This is a genomic window from Shewanella canadensis (genome assembly GCF_003966225.1).
Classification (GTDB): domain Bacteria; phylum Pseudomonadota; class Gammaproteobacteria; order Enterobacterales; family Shewanellaceae; genus Shewanella; species Shewanella canadensis.
In genome coordinates this window covers 21,441-39,137 of the sequence record NZ_RXNU01000015.1, presented here as the reverse complement: position 1 = coordinate 39,137, position 17,697 = coordinate 21,441, and the positions used below count along the sequence as shown (strand labels likewise).

Genomic DNA, 17,697 nt, shown 5'->3' with positions numbered 1-17,697 from the left:
TTCATTAACTCCAGCCACTAAAAATAAAGCATACGCCTGAGGTTGACACAGTGCCTGACATTAAACTTTTTGCTGGTAACGCTACACCTAGTCTCGCTAAGAAGATAGCCGATCGTCTATTTTGTAAACTTGGAGACGCAGCCGTTGGCGTTTTCAGTGACGGCGAAATCAGTGTCCAGATAAACGAGAATGTACGTGGTGCGGATGTCTTTATCATTCAATCTACTTGTGCACCAACTAACGACAACCTAATGGAACTTATCGTTATGGTTGATGCGTTACGTCGTGCCTCTGCAGGACGTATTACTGCAGTTATCCCTTACTTTGGCTATGCTCGCCAAGATCGTCGTGTTCGCAGTGCTCGTGTACCGATTACCGCTAAAGTCGTTGCCGACTTCTTGTCTAGCGTAGGTGTTGACCGTGTATTGACTTGTGACCTACACGCCGAGCAGATCCAGGGTTTCTTCGATGTACCTGTAGATAACGTATTTGGTAGCCCTGTGTTACTGGAAGATATGTTAGCTAAGAATCTTGAAAATCCAGTTGTGGTTTCTCCTGATATCGGTGGCGTTGTTCGTGCACGTGCCGTAGCTAAACTTCTCGATGATTCAGATCTGGCCATTATCGATAAGCGTCGCCCACAAGCGAACGTAGCTCAGGTCATGCACATCATCGGTGATGTTCAGGGACGTGATTGCATCATCGTTGACGATATGATCGATACCGGCGGTACGCTTTGTAAAGCAGCTGAAGCATTGAAAGAACATGGTGCTAACCGCGTATTTGCTTATGCGACTCACCCTGTATTCTCTGGTAATGCCGCTAAGAACATCGCTGAATCTGTTATCGATGAAGTGATTGTGACCGATACTATTCCATTGAGCCCTGAAATTGCGGCACTCGATAAGGTTTCTCAATTGAGTATGTCGTCTGTAATGGCTGAAGCTATTCGTCGCGTTAGCAATGAAGAATCTATCTCTGCGATGTTCAAGCATTAATCGCTGATTAATATCTAAAAAATGCACTCAGATGAGTGCATTTTTTTTATCTGCTGTTTAAGTTTTAAATCAGGGTACGGAAAGAGAGACTCACGTTCAATTTGGGTTTATAACGTCACCTCTACCCTGTGTGCCCATACCATGGTATCGCCCCAAAGCGGTAGCATCCATACCCCGCTATTGGCATCCTGATAAATCTGCCGCAGGATTTGAGTTTCATTGCTCAGCACCGACTTGCGGATCTCACGGTAGATGGTCGCCGACTCTTCGGATATCGCATCCGGGCTTGTAAAGCTGACATTCTCAGTATCCAGCAGAAATGACTTCACCAACTGACCATCGACCGTCTTTTGCCGCATCTTAAACTCGCCGCTGAACTGATAGCGCATAGATACATGCCGTAGTAGATCGTCTGTGATACAGGCCGCCATCACCAGAGTCCCCCGGGACGGAGATTGATAAACCAAAGACAGGCGTACGTCGGCTCGAACCACATTCTTACTGGCACCATAATAGTAGACATCGGCCCGATAGATATCTTCTACCAACCCCTGAGACGGGTTATCAAACTTATCCAACAAAATCTTGTTATAGGTCACCTGCTCCATACGCAGCTTAGTTTCACTGAGCCACTGCAGATCTAATGGCGAAACTGTATTGATCTCTCTCACCAGATTCAGGGGCTGAGTATCATTACACTCCCCTTCGTACTGATTACACAGGGCAACCGATTCATAACGATTGTTGTCATTAGCAAAAATTCGCTTCAGTTGTCCGTTGCCAAAGATGGCTTCTGTGTTCGACCAATTACCGATTAAACGATCTGCCGACGGATTGACCTCGGGCTGCTCCTCTAACCTGAGTTGACTCAGTTGTACTTTTTGCCCGGCAAGCTCAGTCTCAGCATCCAAAATTGACGCCACCCCGGGTTGAGCCAGCAGAGCCAGATAGTTGACCGTCTGCTTCAACTTGCCGGAGAAATGCAGGCTAGTTAGGAGCACAACAAACATCACGACTCCTAGCCAACGCCAGTGACGACTAAAATTGCGAGCTACAGGCGAGGCGTTGTCAACCTGAGATTGCGGCTCCATCAATTCGACCGACTCATCGGTTTCAATCACGCACAGACTATAGCCATACCTGGGAATGTTTTTGAGCTCTATATCATTTTGGGACTCTAATTTACGTCGCAAGGTACTGATACATTGTGTCAGCGATGAGGGAGCCACCAAACGTCCGGGCCAGCCGGCTTCATTAAGATCTTCCTTACTGACGACTTCACCGATGCGTTGGGCCAGCAACTTGATGATTTCGAGTTCGGCCAGAGACAGTGGACTGCGGTCCTGATTGCTCTCATCCAGCAACTCTCTTGACTCCAGATCAATCGAAAGATATTTAGATAACTTCACCATATCTCATCCTCAGATCATAACTCCCTTTAGTGATACTTAAGCGATTATTAAGCATTATATTATATTGGAATGAATTTCATTTAAGCTTGATGCCTCTCCGAATTCGGCAATGAAATCAAGAAAAAATGTGAACCTGCCTGCACTCAGCAAAAAAGACCCTGATCAAAAGACCAGGGCCAAGATGGGATTGCAGGGTGGAGCATTTTTACTTCAGACCATGAACCTCTTTCAGATTGGTCAGGTCATGACAGACTGCACAAGACTCTTCGCCTGTGTACTGACCAAGTTCGACACCGAACTGAGCGCCATTTTGCTTCATGTGACTGACCACATCTTTACGGACTTGACGGCGATCTTCACCCTCTTCCGCGGCGCGCTTACCATGGCAGCTCAAACATACAGCTGCGGTAGGCGATACAAAAGCATCTGCAACTGCATCGACGGCATAACGCTTGTTACCGCTGGTGTCTTTACCATTTGCAGGGTCCAGACCGTCATAGGTATCCATGTAGTCAAGATCCAGCGCTAGCGGCTTGCGACCCACTAGGTACTTGGCATCGAAGCTGTCTGCGATATGACACTTGGCACAGTTTGCCAGATCTGCCGAGTACTCAACATTACGCTTCCAACCTTTACCACTTTGGTTAGCACGGTTGTTAGCATGCATAGCATGAATCCATACCTTCTGATCAGGATGACTCATGGTCAGCTGCTCAACGTAATCCTCATCACCTTGCTTGGTTTGCGAATTACGTATGACCTGAGTTGGCATGTTGTTGGCGTTATGACAAGCCAGACATTCTTCACCAGCATTCGATGCAGTAGTCCAGTCACGCTCACCACGTGGCATCAGACTCTTCATCATAATCATTGGATCCAAAGAACCGTCACCATCGGAATCGACCGAGCCCGAAGCACAAGTGGTAGCGAAGTAGGTACTATCGTTCTTGACCACAGAATGACAGCTACGGCAGTTAAGAGTCATCTGTACGAAGCCATCTTCTGAGGTAGTGGTTCCATGACAGTCGCCACACAACTCATTAGTCACGATTTGACGACGTGGACGCTCTTCCAGCATGCCTTCCTTATTGAAGAAGTGTTGCCAGTTATAACCAGCGGCACCGTTACTCCAATCAGTTTTGCCATCACAGTCCTGAATTGTTTCGCCATCTTTGTCGATACAGAACCAAATACGCGGCGTCACCATACCGTAGCTATCGTTCAAGTCACCATCGAAGTCATCTTCAAGATCGAATGGACCAATTTCAAACGTAGTCTTACCATTTTCATAGTTAAGCACGATTGGAGCATCTACATAGCCTGGGAAGTTTTCTTTGTTAGTATGAACACGCAGTACCTTACCACGCTCCATGCCCATATCCTGGCCGCCCCAGTTGATATAGAACTCGGCGTAGTACATGTACTTAACCAAATCTAGCTGCTCGTTACGCGTCTTGCCATCTTTGTCTAAAATGTCGACTGTCAACTGTACATAGCCAGTCTTATCGGTATCTAAGTTGGCGTCGATGTTGGCTTTTGCTTCCGGAGCATCAACCATCTTGGCTTCGGTCACAGTCAGGTGAAGATTGTTACGGCGCTCGTTTTGTCCCTTATAGGTAGACAAATGCACCATCTCGAGGGTATCTGGCGTGTGACAATTGGCACATTGTGCATTGTCCTGATACGGCCAATGGCCAACGCCTTCCTTAAAGTTAACGTCTGTATGACAGGTAATACAAGTTTCCTGGGTAGGTACGTTCTTCCAGTTGGCGAAATCTGTCGCCTGCTCATTTGGGGAGTGACAGTTATCACAACCACCGACTGGCGCAGAGATCACACCTATGTGAGCCTTATGAGCCAGCATTGGGAACACTTTTTCACTGCTGCTGACCTTGTTGTCTGTATGACAAGATACACAGGTCTCCACTTCAGTGTAATGTCCGCCATGAATGGTAAAGTCATCATGACAACTTTCACAGTTCTGGTTGTTGACCACATTCTTGGTGTACAGAGGGGTTTCGCCCTGAGCACGGAAATCATAGTTCATATTGGCGTAGGGTAGCTCTGAAGCCCCTACTTTTTCACCACCGGTATTGACCATCAGACGCAGTGTCTTGTCATCGTTGATAGTAAATGCAGGCTCAGCAGTCACATCTTTAAGGAAGTGATAATTATAAGTACCGTCACCATTATCAGTCAGAGTGCCACACTTGGCATATTTGCTGTCCGGACAAGATTCTGAGCTCAGTAGTTTCCAGTTATTGGCATCGCCATTTTCGCCTTGCTCAAGGCCAGAGAGCATAAAGCCAAAATGGCTCAACCCAACGACAGGCAGGTCTTTCTCATTGGTCACCATAAAAGTGACAGCTGAGTCACTGGCGATGGCCACCTTGTCGACTGTCACATTCAAACTTTGCGCACTGGTTGCAACAATAATGGCCGGAGTACCTGGCGTGCCGTCCTTGCCATCTACTCCGTCTTTACCATCATCGCCACTACAGCCTGAAAGTGCCAGACCGATTAATGTTGCTAATGTAGCAACCTTCATATCGAATCGTTTCATCATTTCCCTCACTCACTTTTATTGGTGCCCTCTAATTTGGGGCAGAAGAAATGTACCTAAGTGACAGGAAATAAAGTGTGACTAGCACGCTTGCAATTGCCTCGAAAGCAATCAACGAGAAACAGAGCACAAAAACAAGACAAAACGATAACAAACTGATAAAAAAATAAAGGCAAAATGATGCCTGGATGCTGCAAAAAGGTTTCAGCCATCTTTTATAGTGTGATTGTTAGCACCTAAAGCACTAACAAAAGCTAACAAAACGCTGATTTGTTACCAAAGCGTAGGAATTATCTCCATTGTGCAGCGTATGCCCAACAGCCTATGTCTCTAAATATTGTACTGACGGGCTCATATTGAAGCGATTCAGCTCGATTACCTACATTTTTAGAAGGCATTGTTTAAGCCAATTTTAGGTGATACTTGCTCAAGGTTATGCATTTGATACTGGATTAACGAGCTGAAACCCTCCGCCACTATGTCCTTCACTCGTTGCAAATAGGAGGTGTGAATACCTATATTGCATGGCTATGGATATAGGTAGTACGGGACGAAGGTAGAATAATGCACGACTATATGGTCTATTTTGTTCCATACAAAATCAGACACTTCCTCCACTGACCCATAGGGATATGGGAAATGTCTTTAAAGCGTATGGAATGCTTAAGACCATGGAGAGCAGATACAGAAGGTAGAGCCAAGCACTACTGAAAGGATTCAGGAGGTACGAGCCCAAGGATGGGCAAAGGTAGAATAATACACGACTATATGGATATAGGAGGTAGAGTGAAGCAGGATGCCAGAGCCGAAGAACAATGATCGAGAGTAATACATCTATACGTTATCGCCGAGCAGCGAATGGCCTAACCTCTGGTGTGTGGAGCTCTCACGAAGATACCGATTGGTATAAGGAAAAGATAAAAGGAAAAGCAGCTATGGGCTGATAGGCTGATGAACAGCTCATCATTTAGCTTGAACAACATAAATGATTGGCACTGAAGTTTATAACAGACACAAAGCCAATTTCATTCCATGACCTCCAAGGATGGAGGGAATGTCATGAAGATGTCTGGAACATCTTTGACCCATGGACTCTTTTGAAAAAAGCGACATAACTCTCTGTTACAAGAAGCCCAGACACAAAAAAGCCCGTCATAAGACGGGCTTTCTGTGTATGGCTGGGATACCAGGATTTGAACCTGGGAATGCCGAGATCAAAACCCGGTGCCTTACCGCTTGGCGATATCCCAATAATACTTTTTGAAAAATTCGATGGTACGGGAAGAGAGACTTGAACTCTCACACCTTACGGCACCAGAACCTAAATCTGGCGTGTCTACCAATTCCACCACTCCCGCATCGAACTTTCTGACAAGTCACCTTGCCTATTTATCTTTATAATGTACAACAATCAGATTGTCACGTCACTATTAAGACAAGGTCAATAAATCAACCTTTTAAAAATGGCTGGGATACCAGGATTTGAACCTGGGAATGCCGAGATCAAAACCCGGTGCCTTACCGCTTGGCGATATCCCAATTAAACTGTCCTGCTAATAATAAGCCAAAGCTCATTACTTTAAAATAAATGGTACGGGAAGAGAGACTTGAACTCTCACACCTTACGGCACCAGAACCTAAATCTGGCGTGTCTACCAATTCCACCACTCCCGCACTGCATCTGTTTTTACATCCTGATTCGGATGGTACTAAGTAACTGGCGTGTCTAATATCCACATCCACCACTTTCGCACTGCATCTGGTTTTACATCTAGATTAAGATGGCTCGTATTTTACATCTTGAGAAGATGGTAGCAATGGCGGGACTTGAACCTGCGACCCCAGCATTATGAATGCTGTGCTCTAACCAGCTGAGCTACATTGCCAAAGATGGCTGGGATACCAGGATTTGAACCTGGGAATGCCGAGATCAAAACCCGGTGCCTTACCGCTTGGCGATATCCCAATTAATCTTTCTTACTAATAACAAGCCTAAGCTCATTACTTTAAAACAAATGGTACGGGAAGAGAGACTTGAACTCTCACACCTTGCGGCACCAGAACCTAAATCTGGCGTGTCTACCAATTCCACCACTCCCGCACTGCATCTGGTTTTACATCCTGATTAAGATGGCTCGCATTTTACATCTCGAGAAAGATGGTAGCAATGGCGGGACTTGAACCTGCGACCCCAGCATTATGAATGCTGTGCTCTAACCAGCTGAGCTACATTGCCATCGTTTCCGTGTCCCTCTTGGTGAGGAACGGGGCGTATTATGCTTATTCAGAGTATTTAGGTCAACCGCTTTTTTTCTCTATTTTAAACTAAGCCGCCTGTTCGGCTATAACTTCACCAAAGTGAGCGTCAGATGCACAAATATAGCCTATTATTCTCGATGAATGCAGTTAAATACTGTCTTAAGGAGCAAAAATCTCTCTGATAAAAAGCTGAATAACCAGAAAAACGCCCCATATTACGCATTAAGATATGGCCAACTAACCGTTTCCCGATAAATTATCTCTTCACTTTTATCTTCTACTGCTGCCTTAGTAGCCAGTCTGTAATATCCACGGATATCAATTTCACGGTAAACGGGTAAACCTGAGCCTAACTGGGAGATCTGAAATTAGTGAACGACCGAAAATGATATCGGCACTTCTGTTGATGTGTTCGCGAACCTTCAACTTACTATAAGCTACAAGTTCTGGTCACAAGCGTTGAGATCGGTTATCCATAGCTTGAAAACAAAAATGGCCCAACTTTGCAATTGGGCCATTCAATTAACTCACGCTATAACCTGCTATATATTGATAGCAAACCTATAGAGATAACTTATACGTTAAATAGGAAATGCATCACATCGCCATCTTTAACGACATATGTCTTACCTTCTACGCGTAACTTGCCTGCATCTTTTGCACCTGCTTCACCTTTATAGGTAATGAAGTCATCATAGGCCATAACTTGGGCACGGATAAATCCACGCTCGAAGTCGGTATGAATGACACCAGCTGCTTGTGGAGCCGTTGCTCCAACAGCCACAGTCCAGGCACGAACCTCTTTCACACCAGCGGTAAAATAGGTTTGTAGCGTTAATAGATCGTAGCCTGCACAGATCACACGATCTAATCCTGGCTCTTCAAGACCAAGATCAGCCATAAACTCTTCACGATCTTCAGCGTCCATCTCAGCCAGTTCAGATTCAATGGCTGCACAAACAGCAACAACAGCGGCATTTTCTTGTGCTGCGATTTCACGAACGGCATCCAGATGCGGATTGTTTTCGAAGCCATCTTCAGCGACGTTAGCAATATACATCGTTGGCTTAAGTGTTAGGAAGTTCAAATAATCTACCGCTAACAGTTCCTCTTTTGAGAGGTCCATTGAGCGCAACATATGCCCTTCATCCAGTATTGGACGCATTTTTTCTAACACTGACACTTCAAATTTAGCATCTTGATCGCCACCTTTGGCGCGCTTAGCTTGGCGCATTATGGCGCGTTCACAAGAATCAAGATCCGCTAAAGCAAGTTCAGTGTTAATCACTTCAATATCGGCAACTGGCGAGACTTTGTTAGCTACGTGAACGATGTTGTCATCTTCGAAACAACGTACAACATGACCGATTGCATCAGTTTCACGGATATTAGCCAGGAATTTGTTTCCTAAGCCTTCACCTTTTGACGCACCAGCAACCAAGCCCGCAATATCTACAAATTCCATTGTGGTAGGTAAAATACGTTCTGGTTTTACGATCTCAGCCAGAGCATCTAAACGCGCATCAGGTACAGGAACCACACCGGTGTTAGGTTCAATAGTACAGAACGGGAAGTTTGACGCTTCGATGCCAGCCTTAGTTAATGCATTAAATAACGTTGATTTACCTACGTTTGGCAGGCCCACGATGCCACATTTAAAACCCATATTTTTACCTTTAATATCAATAGTAAACCAGCAGTATCACTGCCGATTAAGTTCTTATAAGAGCCACACAAAGCAGCCCCATCAATTTCTTAAACTTTTAAGTTTGGTTTTCATCCATTTTGCAAATAAAAACTAATGCCTGAACAAGCTACACCGGAGATAAAAATGCCCCGAGGCTAGCCTTTAAAAGAGTGCAATCTATGCATTGCTTTCGCCATATCTTCATTAAATAGCAACTCTGTCGACCTCACGGCCTCATCAATCACCGTTTCTATCAGGGTTTGTTCTGATGCAGGCGCTTTGCCTAATACATAGTTGCTTACCTGATTCTTATCACCTGGATGGCCAATACCGATCCTGAGTCGATAGAAACCTTTGTTATTGGCAAGCTTGGCAATTATATCTTTCAGACCATTATGCCCGCCGTGGCCCCCACCGAGTTTAAACTTAGCTACGCCGGGTTGCATATCCAGCTCATCATGAGCAACCAGGATCTCTTCAGGCTCAATGCGAAAAAAGTTGGCTAAAGCACCGACTGATTTCCCACTAAGATTCATAAAAGTGGACGGGATGAGTAAACGAACATCTTTCCCGTGCAATGTCGCCCTTGCTGTTAACCCATAATACTTGCTATCTGCGACGAGCGTGGCACCGCACACTCTCGCCAACTCTTGTACATACCAAGCCCCCGCATTGTGCCTGGTCTGAGCGTATTTATCGCCAGGATTTGCGAGCCCAACTATCAGTTTAATGTTACTCATTTAGCCTATTCTTTCATTCTGCGAGTGAACTTGTCACAAAGAAAAACGCGGCATTTTAACACTCAATGCCCGACTCAACAAATAATGAGCAAAAATCTTCTATCGGATAGGTAAAAAGTAGGGAGTTACGGAGCGAAAGAGTGCTTGCTATCGATGACTTCACGATTCACGAGAAGAACGAAGAGCGGCGACTGATAGCGTTCACTATCAGTCAGCCAAAGCGCTGTAGAGCTTGAAGAGATATAACTTAAGTATAATTTGAACTGAACACCTATTTAGCGAGATAGGCATTACAAACCCAAGGCATACTTAAGCACATATTTTTTTATAGGAGAGTCAATATTTGCCACTTTCAATGCCGCATTACGCAATATCTTTACCGGCAAAAGCTCATTACTGAATCCGGCATAGAAGAGATCCATTGCCGACATCATCAACTGGTTATCTTTATAACGGCTTTCTTGATATGAGCGTAATGCCGGTTCTTCCCACCAAGGTTCACCTTGGTTTATTTTTTCTGAAACAGTTGAAATCAATGCTTCGACATCTTTAAAACCAATGTTAACCCCCTGCCCGGCTAGTGGATTAATGGTATGCGCCGCATCACCCAGGATAACCAAATTGTCGGTGAAATAAGATTGCGCATGACGCCTTGTCAGCTTGAAACTGCCTTTTTGCAACACTTCAAACTGTCTGTCCAGACGCGCTGGAAAGTGCTGTTTTATCTGTTGTGCGAGAGCCGTATTACTTAATTGCCTTAGCTGCGCAATGCGACTTGCATCGTCATACCACACCAAAGATGCATTATTTCCCGGCAGAGGCAGAAGGGAACGAGGTCCTTGAGGGGTAAATTGCTGCCAGGTCACATCCTGTTGAGCGCGATCTGTCTTGATGTTAATTAACATAGCAGACTGAGCATAATCCCAGCCCGTCAATCCTATTCCAGCCCAACTTCTGACCTGAGAGTTTGCCCCGTCGGCGCCGACAAGTAATTTAGAATCGAGTGAGACACCATTATCTAATGTTACAGTCACTCCCTCTTCCTGGCGAATAAATTGCTCAACCTTTGCCGGACAAAAGAGTTCAATATTATCAAATGAGTCAAACTGCTCCCATAGCGCAAGTTGTATCACTCTATTTTCAATAATATGTCCCAGATATGGGACACCGACCTGATCCGCATGAAACCGAGTAATGAAACCGTCTAACTCCCAAGTCTCTAATCCAAGATAAGCGGCTCGACGCATCAAACTAAGACTCTTAAACGCCCCGAGGCGTTCGAGTAACTGCTCTGATGCCAGGCTCACAGCTGATACCCTGATATCTATAGCTTGTTCGCTGCTATATGGTTTAGGTGCATAGGCTTCAACCACAGCAACATTGAGACCCAATTGTGCCAGCCCTATGGCCGCGGCGGCGCCAACCATCCCTCCACCAACGATGACAACATCTTTTTTTACAGCTTTCATTTGAGACTGACTCACCAAGGTTTCATCCATACTATTCTATGTCTTTGTTTATAATTATCTGATTCAAATGGTCCAAAAATCCACATTTATTACTAAATTCTCAGCGTACTTGCTTAGCCACTGAGGTTGAATCGCCGATATCGAACTGTGTTTTACCCGCTAAATCCCCTACTGCGGGCAATAAGCGTGTCAATATTATTTAATTGAGTATGCAAATGTTGCTATATCCACTTTAACTCACACCTGCTTACAAACAGTAGAATTTAAATACAACTTCTTACTTTACACTCAGTCTTCAAACCAAAGCCAATGGAATGAGTGAGAATATTATGAAACTAACAACATCTCTTACCTTACTAGCAATCAGCCTTTTACCATTATCGATTCAAGCTGCACCGGCTGTAGAAACCGCCGAGAGTGAAACGATGGAAGTGATTACTGTAATCTATAGGACACCTTTTGATTATGCCTTACATCAATATACCACGGAATTATTGAGCAAATTCAGAATTCAAATCCAAGCCGACATTTATACTCAAGCGCGAGCCAGCTCACTTAAAATGGCTAAATCTCAACAACCTATGACAGCATGGAATTCTCCCTACACGACAATAGAGGTCGCGAATAAGTGGGTTAGTACAGAATGATTTCCAATAAAAAAGTGCAAAAGCTAGCCACTGGGGTGCTCAAGAGGTAAAATGTCGCGCTATTTTTCCCGTGGTTCCAAGAGTGACGCAAACAGATGAGTAAAAAACTCCATATTAAAACCTGGGGCTGTCAGATGAATGAGTATGACTCATCTAAGATGGCTGACCTGATGGACGAGTACCAAGGCTATACCTTGACAGAAGAGCCCAGTGAAGCAGATGTATTGCTTCTCAATACTTGTTCTATTCGTGAAAAAGCTCAAGAAAAGGTGTTCCATCAACTTGGACGCTGGAAAAAACTAAAAGATAAAAATCCTGATCTAATCATCGGGGTTGGCGGTTGTGTTGCATCCCAAGAGGGCAAAATCATCAAGGATCGTGCTCAGTGCGTCGATCTGATCTTTGGTCCACAAACATTGCATCGTCTTCCTGAGATGATCGAGCAAATCAGGGGCGGAGCAAAGTCGGTGATCGACATCAGTTTCCCTGAAATTGAAAAATTCGATCGATTACCTGAACCGCGTGCCGATGGTCCAAGTGCATATGTTTCGATTATGGAAGGTTGCAGTAAATATTGCTCTTTCTGTGTCGTGCCTTATACCCGGGGTGAAGAGGTCAGTCGTCCTCTTGATGATGTTATCCTGGAAATTGCTCAACTAGCAGACCAAGGCGTTCGCGAAGTTAATCTATTAGGTCAAAACGTTAACGCTTATCGTGGCGCGACTCATGATGATGAGATCTGCACCTTTGCAGAACTGCTCCGTTACGTTGCAGCCATTGATGGAATCGATAGACTCAGATTTACCACGAGTCACCCAATCGAATTTACTCAAGATATTATCGACGTTTACGAGGATACACCTGAACTCGTCAGCTTCCTTCATCTGCCGGTACAATCAGGCTCAGATCGCATTCTGACTCAGATGAAACGTGGTCATATGGCTATCGAATATAAATCAATTATTCGACGCCTCAAAAAAGCACGTCCGGATATCCAAATCAGCTCTGACTTTATCATCGGTTTCCCGGGTGAGTCTAAGCAGGACTTCGCCGATACAATGAAACTCATTGAAGATGTGCAATTTGATCACAGCTTCAGCTTTATCTACAGTGCCCGCCCAGGCACGCCTGCAGCCGATTTCCCCGATGATGTGACCTTAGCTGAAAAGAAAGAACGTTTGGCTATCTTGCAAGACCGGATTACTCAGCAAGCCATGCGTTATAGCCGTCAAATGCTAGGAACAGTTCAACGAATCTTAGTCGAAGGGCCATCGGTAAAGAATCCGATGGAGCTCAGAGGCCGCACTGAAACCAGCCGAGTAGTGAACTTCGAAGCCGATCCTAAACATATTGGTAGTTTCGTCGATGTCGAAATTGTTGATGTTTACACCAACTCACTGCGTGGCACCTTTGTCCGCGGGGAAGATGAGATGGATCTGCGCCGCTCACTCACACCATCTGACATTCTTGCTAAACATAAGAAAGACGATGATTTAGGTGTCACTCAATACATCCCATAATATTGAGATATTGATTAAGAAGGCGGCACTATAATGCCGCCTTTTTTTGCTTTCATCTTAGCTTCAATCAGTTTAGTCAGCTTTAAGAAAAATTCAGTTAGCATTTCTTAGTGTTGACTCGTAAACTGTGAATATAGAAAGCAGATGACAATTGCTAATTGGAGTTATTTTGTCTAACAAGTTAACGACGCTGAACCTCTATTTAGAGCCAGCAGATACACGTAGATTAATCTCCCTTTGTGGACCATTCGATGACAATATCAAGCAACTTGAGCGCCGTATCGGTGTCGAGATAAGCTACCGGGATAATCACTTTCAGATCGTCGGACAAGCCAGAAATTGCCTCATCGTCAATAATCTATTGAAAACACTTTATATAGAGACTCAAGCAATCAAAGGCAGTACTCCGGATCTTGAACCTGATGCCGTTCATTTAGCAATCCAGGAAGCCGTTGCATTAGAAGCCGAAGCGCCAAGAGACGAAAAAGAGCTCTATATTAAGACTAAGCGCGGTGTAATCAAGCCTCGAAATCCAAATCAAAGTGATTACGTCGCTAACATAGTTCGTCACGATATTACCTTTGGAGTTGGGCCTGCCGGTACTGGAAAAACTTTTCTTGCCGTCGCTGCTGCTGTCGATGCCTTAGAGCATCAAGAGGTTCGTCGTATATTACTGACCAGACCTGCGGTTGAAGCCGGCGAAAAATTGGGTTTTCTTCCGGGCGATCTCAGTCAGAAGGTCGATCCTTACCTTCGCCCACTTTATGATGCCCTGTTCGAGATGTTGGGGTTTGAAAAAGTAGAGCGCTTAATTGAGCGTAATATCATCGAAGTGGCCCCTCTTGCCTATATGCGTGGTCGCACACTCAATGACGCATTTATCATCTTAGATGAAAGCCAAAATACAACGGTTGAACAGATGAAAATGTTCCTCACTCGTATTGGATTTAACTCCAGAGCCGTGATCACCGGCGATATCACTCAGATCGATCTTCCTAAGAGTCAAAAGTCAGGTCTGCGGCACGCTATTGAAGTGTTAAGTGAAGTTGATGAGGTGAGTTTCAACTTCTTCCAGGCTAAAGATGTCGTTCGTCATCCCATTGTAGCCAGAATTGTTGAAGCCTATGAAGAGCACGAGCAACGAATTCAAGTGGCTAAAGCTAAGAAAGATAGCCAATATAAGCTTCAGGGAACCCCGGAAAATGAACACTAGCCAAGCAGAAATTGAATTAGATCTCGATCTACAGCTCGCTATAGAAAATAGTGAGTTACCGAGCAAACAAAATTTTGAACTTTGGGTGCGTACAGCACTCCCAAAGACTCTGGCTGAAGCCGAATTAACGATAAGAATCGTCGATGAAGATGAGAGCCAGGAGTTAAACTCGACATACAGAGGAAAAGATAAACCAACAAATGTGCTATCTTTTCCTTTTGAGGCGCCACCGGAGATTGAAATCCCACTATTAGGCGATTTAATCATCTGTGCACCCGTTGTCGAACTAGAAGCAATGCAGCAAAATAAACCCCTACAAGCCCACTGGGCTCACATGGTTGTACATGGTTGTCTGCATCTGCTAGGGTATGATCATATTAACGATGCCGAAGCCGAAGAGATGGAGTCTTTAGAGACTCAACTAATTGAAAGTTTAGGTTTTAACAATCCTTACAAGGAGCAATAATTGGCCATAATTGGTCAGGAAAAACTATGAGTGACGATATCCCCCCCAGTACCAGCGCCCAAAAAAAGGGCTGGTTAGAAAAAGTAAGCCAGTTGTTTCAGGGCGAACCTCAAAGCCGTGATGATCTTGTTGATGTAATACACGATGCGGAGCAGCGTGAAGTTATCTCTGAAGATACTCGCGAAATGATCAAAGGTGTATTAGAAGTATCTGATCTACGTGTCAGAGACATCATGATTCCGAGAGCGCAAATTGTCGCACTTCAAATTGATAACACGGTGGCAGAGCTCCTCTCTACAGTTATTAGTTCGGCACACTCCCGCTTTCCCGTCGTTAATGAAGATAAAGATCATATAGAAGGCATTTTACTGGCCAAAGATCTGCTTCAATATGGGTTTAAAAACAACGAAGAGCCTTTCTCATTAGGACAAGTGATTCGTCCGGCTGTTGTTGTCCCAGAAAGCAAACGAGTCGATGTGTTGCTTAAAGAATTCCGCTCTCAACGATATCATATGGCCATTGTGGTCGATGAATATGGCGGAGTATCGGGTCTGGTTACCATCGAAGATATCCTCGAAGAAATTGTCGGTGAAATCGAAGATGAGTTTGTCCACGACTCTGCAGAAGAGACCGAGATCCGTAAGGTGAGTAAACAGGTCTATATGATCAAAGCGCTAACGCCTATCGAAGATTTCAATGAAGAGTTTCAAACAAAATTCAGCGATGAAGAGTTTGATACTGTCGGTGGCTTAGTCTCACATGCATTTGGCCATCTTCCCGAGCGAAATGAGAAGGTGAGCATTGATGGGATTGAATTTACCGTGATTAGCGCCGATACACGCAGATTACTGCAACTCAGAGTTAAACTCCCCGATCCAAATACCGAAGAGAAAACGGCATAACGCACTCTCTTACACGGTGACTATTTTTGATGAGGCTGGAATGCTGAATAAACTTCGGGCATTCGCCCATCATTCTAAAATTCGTCTGGTGCTGGCATACTTTGCCGGTGCCAGTACGGCTCTTGCTTTTGCCCCCTATGCGATATGGCCGATATACCTGTTAGCCATGATCTTTGCGTTGCACCAAAGCCGCGGCCTACCAGCAAAAGCTGGATTTTCTTATTGGTTAAGTTTCGGCTTCGGGTGTTTCTCTGTCGGCATTAGCTGGGTCCATGTGAGTATGGACAAGTTTGGTGGATTACCACTTATTGCCTCGATAGGCTTAATGGCCTTATTAGCTCTCTATCTTGCCATATACCCTGCCATTGCTGGTTACCTCATGCAAAAGCTTGCTCCAAACGCAGCTTTAATGAGGAACATTATTCTTTTTCCTGCTTTATGGACCCTAACTGAATGGGTCAGAGGCTGGATGTTAACTGGCTTTCCTTGGTTATGGGCGGGTTATTCACAAACAGAGGGACCGATAAAGGAACTTGCCAGCATCGTAGGCGCATTAGGATTAAGCTACCTTATGGCTATGGTGGCCGGAGCATTAGCATTATGCCTGCAGAAACAATTTAGAACCGCAGTCATCATTATTCCCCTGTTAATCATTGCCACTTATCTCGCTCCCAAGCTTTCAACAATCGAGCCAAAAGGTGAGTCAGTAAGAGTTGTATTAGTGCAGGGCAACATTCCCCAGAGTATGAAATGGGACCCCGATGCACTTTGGCCGACGATGAGTAAGTACATGGACCTGACCAGGCCTGAACTCAATGCTGATATTATCATCTGGCCCGAGGCCGCTATCCCAGCCCCGGAATATATGGTGTCCGAGTTTCTTGATAATGCAAATAAGGTCGCTAACCTTAACCAGAGTGCAATTATCACAGGCATCATCAGCCACCAGCAGGATAGTTTCTATAACTCTTTAATTGTACTCGGTAACCACAATGAAAAAGTGCAAACTCAGGCGAACTATCTAGGCGATGGTACAAATGAGTTTAAGAAACATCACCTGCTTCCAATCGGGGAGTTTGTGCCATTCGAGACGCTGTTAAGGCCCATAGCGCCTCTTTTCAACTTACCTATGTCCTCCTTTGCCCGTGGCCAGTACCGACAACCAAACCTCAATGCCTTGGGGCACCAGATTGCCCCTGCAATCTGTTATGAGATTGCGTTTCCCGAACAATTAAGAGCCAATGTAGATGAAGGCACAGAACTTTTACTGACCGTATCAAACGATGCCTGGTTTGGCACCTCTAATGGTCCCTTGCAGCATATGGAGATCGCACAGATGCGCTCAATAGAGTTGGGCAGGCCCTTAGTCCGTGCAACCAACAATGGGTTAACTGCGGTGGTCGACGAAAAGGGCAACATTACCCACCAGCTACCTCAGTTTGAATCTGGGGTACTCGTAGCAGATATACCATTGGTAGAAGGTGAAACCTTATTTTCGAAATGGGGTCAGTGGCCGGTGCTGATATTATCGGGCTTATTATTGCTAGTTGGGATCGGCCGAAGCAGGTTCCCCCTCTCTTCACGCAGTAAAAATATCTAAATAGCCTACCGAATTACTGACAACATTCACTCGTAGTTGTGGCTGGTTAACATAACCAGCCACATTTGTAAGTAAAATGATCAAGTTTTGAGTCCCGTCACTTTTCTGTGTAATCCATCTGCTACTCTAAAATCGTATCCCGGATATTTTTCTGTGGAGCCAAGGAAGATATTCACAACGATATTGAAAACAACTCAAGGTTCAAGCGTTTTTCAAATTGA

12 protein-coding genes and 8 tRNA genes are annotated in these 17,697 nt (G+C 44.8%); 7 read left to right on the top strand and 13 right to left on the bottom strand.

The genetic code is table 11. From position 1 onward, the window contains the following. The first annotated feature begins 50 nt into the window (after window positions 1-50). Window positions 51-998: a ribose-phosphate pyrophosphokinase gene (locus EKG38_RS20465; protein ID WP_126522563.1), complete on the top strand. Its 948-nt coding sequence runs from the start codon at window positions 51-53 to the stop codon at window positions 996-998. Window positions 999-1,105: 107 nt separating this feature from the next. On the opposite strand, the gene EKG38_RS20460 is transcribed toward EKG38_RS20465, so the two are convergent. The 13 genes from EKG38_RS20460 to EKG38_RS20400 all read right to left on the bottom strand — a co-directional run bounded on the left by EKG38_RS20460 (window position 1,106) and on the right by EKG38_RS20400 (window position 11,158). Beyond that, the gene (locus EKG38_RS20460; protein WP_126522560.1) at window positions 1,106-2,410 is read right to left on the bottom strand and encodes a winged helix-turn-helix domain-containing protein; all 1,305 of its coding nucleotides are present in this window, start codon (window positions 2,408-2,410) and stop codon (window positions 1,106-1,108) included. 205 nt (window positions 2,411-2,615) lie between these two features. Then, window positions 2,616-4,976 (bottom strand): multiheme c-type cytochrome, encoded by a 2,361-nt coding sequence (locus EKG38_RS20455; RefSeq protein ID WP_126522557.1) that lies wholly within the window; start codon window positions 4,974-4,976, stop codon window positions 2,616-2,618. Window positions 4,977-6,148: 1,172 nt separating this feature from the next. After that, window positions 6,149-6,223, bottom strand: a tRNA-Gln gene (locus EKG38_RS20450). Between the two features lie 23 nt (window positions 6,224-6,246). Continuing rightward, a tRNA-Leu gene (locus EKG38_RS20445) sits at window positions 6,247-6,331 on the bottom strand. A 106-nt stretch (window positions 6,332-6,437) separates the two neighbouring features. Then, window positions 6,438-6,512, bottom strand: a tRNA-Gln gene (locus EKG38_RS20440). 50 nt (window positions 6,513-6,562) lie between these two features. Further along, window positions 6,563-6,647, bottom strand: a tRNA-Leu gene (locus EKG38_RS20435). Between the two features lie 135 nt (window positions 6,648-6,782). Further along, a tRNA-Met gene (locus tag EKG38_RS20430) sits at window positions 6,783-6,859 on the bottom strand. 5 nt (window positions 6,860-6,864) lie between these two features. Next, window positions 6,865-6,939, bottom strand: a tRNA-Gln gene (locus EKG38_RS20425). Between the two features lie 50 nt (window positions 6,940-6,989). Continuing rightward, window positions 6,990-7,074, bottom strand: a tRNA-Leu gene (locus tag EKG38_RS20420). A 58-nt stretch (window positions 7,075-7,132) separates the two neighbouring features. Continuing rightward, window positions 7,133-7,209 (bottom strand) — tRNA-Met (locus tag EKG38_RS20415). Window positions 7,210-7,806: 597 nt separating this feature from the next. Further along, window positions 7,807-8,898, bottom strand: a complete 1,092-nt coding sequence (gene ychF / locus EKG38_RS20410; RefSeq protein ID WP_126522555.1) for a redox-regulated ATPase YchF — start codon at window positions 8,896-8,898, stop codon at window positions 7,807-7,809. A 176-nt stretch (window positions 8,899-9,074) separates the two neighbouring features. Then, window positions 9,075-9,659 (bottom strand): aminoacyl-tRNA hydrolase, encoded by a 585-nt coding sequence (pth, locus tag EKG38_RS20405; RefSeq protein WP_126522553.1) that lies wholly within the window; start codon window positions 9,657-9,659, stop codon window positions 9,075-9,077. A 290-nt stretch (window positions 9,660-9,949) separates the two neighbouring features. Next, a complete protein-coding gene (locus EKG38_RS20400; protein WP_246033236.1) occupies window positions 9,950-11,158 on the bottom strand; it encodes an FAD-dependent oxidoreductase in 1,209 nt (402 codons plus the stop codon). 299 nt (window positions 11,159-11,457) lie between these two features. On the opposite strand from EKG38_RS20400, the gene EKG38_RS20395 reads away from it, so the two are divergent. The 6 genes from EKG38_RS20395 (at window position 11,458) to lnt (ending at window position 17,476) form a co-directional block, all read left to right on the top strand. Next, window positions 11,458-11,775: a hypothetical protein gene (locus EKG38_RS20395; protein WP_126522550.1), complete on the top strand. Its 318-nt coding sequence runs from the start codon at window positions 11,458-11,460 to the stop codon at window positions 11,773-11,775. Window positions 11,776-11,870: 95 nt separating this feature from the next. After that, on the top strand, window positions 11,871-13,295 hold the full coding sequence (miaB, locus tag EKG38_RS20390; protein ID WP_126522547.1) for a tRNA (N6-isopentenyl adenosine(37)-C2)-methylthiotransferase MiaB: 1,425 nt from the start codon (window positions 11,871-11,873) through the stop codon (window positions 13,293-13,295). Between the two features lie 169 nt (window positions 13,296-13,464). Next, window positions 13,465-14,508 carry a PhoH family protein gene (locus EKG38_RS20385; protein ID WP_126522544.1) on the top strand — a complete coding sequence of 348 codons (1,044 nt, stop codon included), beginning with the start codon at window positions 13,465-13,467 and terminating at the stop codon, window positions 14,506-14,508. Then, window positions 14,498-14,974, top strand: coding sequence for an rRNA maturation RNase YbeY (gene ybeY / locus EKG38_RS20380; RefSeq protein ID WP_126522542.1), 477 nt, complete (start codon window positions 14,498-14,500; stop codon window positions 14,972-14,974). Before EKG38_RS20385 ends, ybeY begins: the two co-directional genes overlap by 11 nt. 26 nt (window positions 14,975-15,000) lie before the next feature. Further along, the gene (gene corC / locus EKG38_RS20375; protein WP_012143808.1) at window positions 15,001-15,876 is read left to right on the top strand and encodes a CNNM family magnesium/cobalt transport protein CorC; all 876 of its coding nucleotides are present in this window, start codon (window positions 15,001-15,003) and stop codon (window positions 15,874-15,876) included. 40 nt (window positions 15,877-15,916) lie between these two features. Then, the gene (lnt, locus tag EKG38_RS20370) at window positions 15,917-17,476 is read left to right on the top strand and encodes an apolipoprotein N-acyltransferase (protein ID WP_126522540.1); all 1,560 of its coding nucleotides are present in this window, start codon (window positions 15,917-15,919) and stop codon (window positions 17,474-17,476) included. Window positions 17,477-17,697 lie beyond the last annotated feature (221 nt).

Coding starts and splice junctions, on each gene's coding strand:
- EKG38_RS20460 (WP_126522560.1), bottom strand. CDS start 2,410: ATGGTGAAGTTATCTAAATATCTTTCGATTGATCTGGAGTCAAGAGAG.
- EKG38_RS20455 (WP_126522557.1), bottom strand. CDS start 4,976: ATGATGAAACGATTCGATATGAAGGTTGCTACATTAGCAACATTAATC.
- ychF (WP_126522555.1), bottom strand. CDS start 8,898: ATGGGTTTTAAATGTGGCATCGTGGGCCTGCCAAACGTAGGTAAATCA.
- pth (WP_126522553.1), bottom strand. CDS start 9,659: ATGAGTAACATTAAACTGATAGTTGGGCTCGCAAATCCTGGCGATAAA.
- EKG38_RS20400 (WP_246033236.1), bottom strand. CDS start 11,158: ATGGATGAAACCTTGGTGAGTCAGTCTCAAATGAAAGCTGTAAAAAAA.
- EKG38_RS20395 (WP_126522550.1), top strand. CDS start 11,458: ATGAAACTAACAACATCTCTTACCTTACTAGCAATCAGCCTTTTACCA.
- miaB (WP_126522547.1), top strand. CDS start 11,871: ATGAGTAAAAAACTCCATATTAAAACCTGGGGCTGTCAGATGAATGAG.
- ybeY (WP_126522542.1), top strand. CDS start 14,498: ATGAACACTAGCCAAGCAGAAATTGAATTAGATCTCGATCTACAGCTC.
- corC (WP_012143808.1), top strand. CDS start 15,001: ATGAGTGACGATATCCCCCCCAGTACCAGCGCCCAAAAAAAGGGCTGG.
- lnt (WP_126522540.1), top strand. CDS start 15,917: ATGCTGAATAAACTTCGGGCATTCGCCCATCATTCTAAAATTCGTCTG.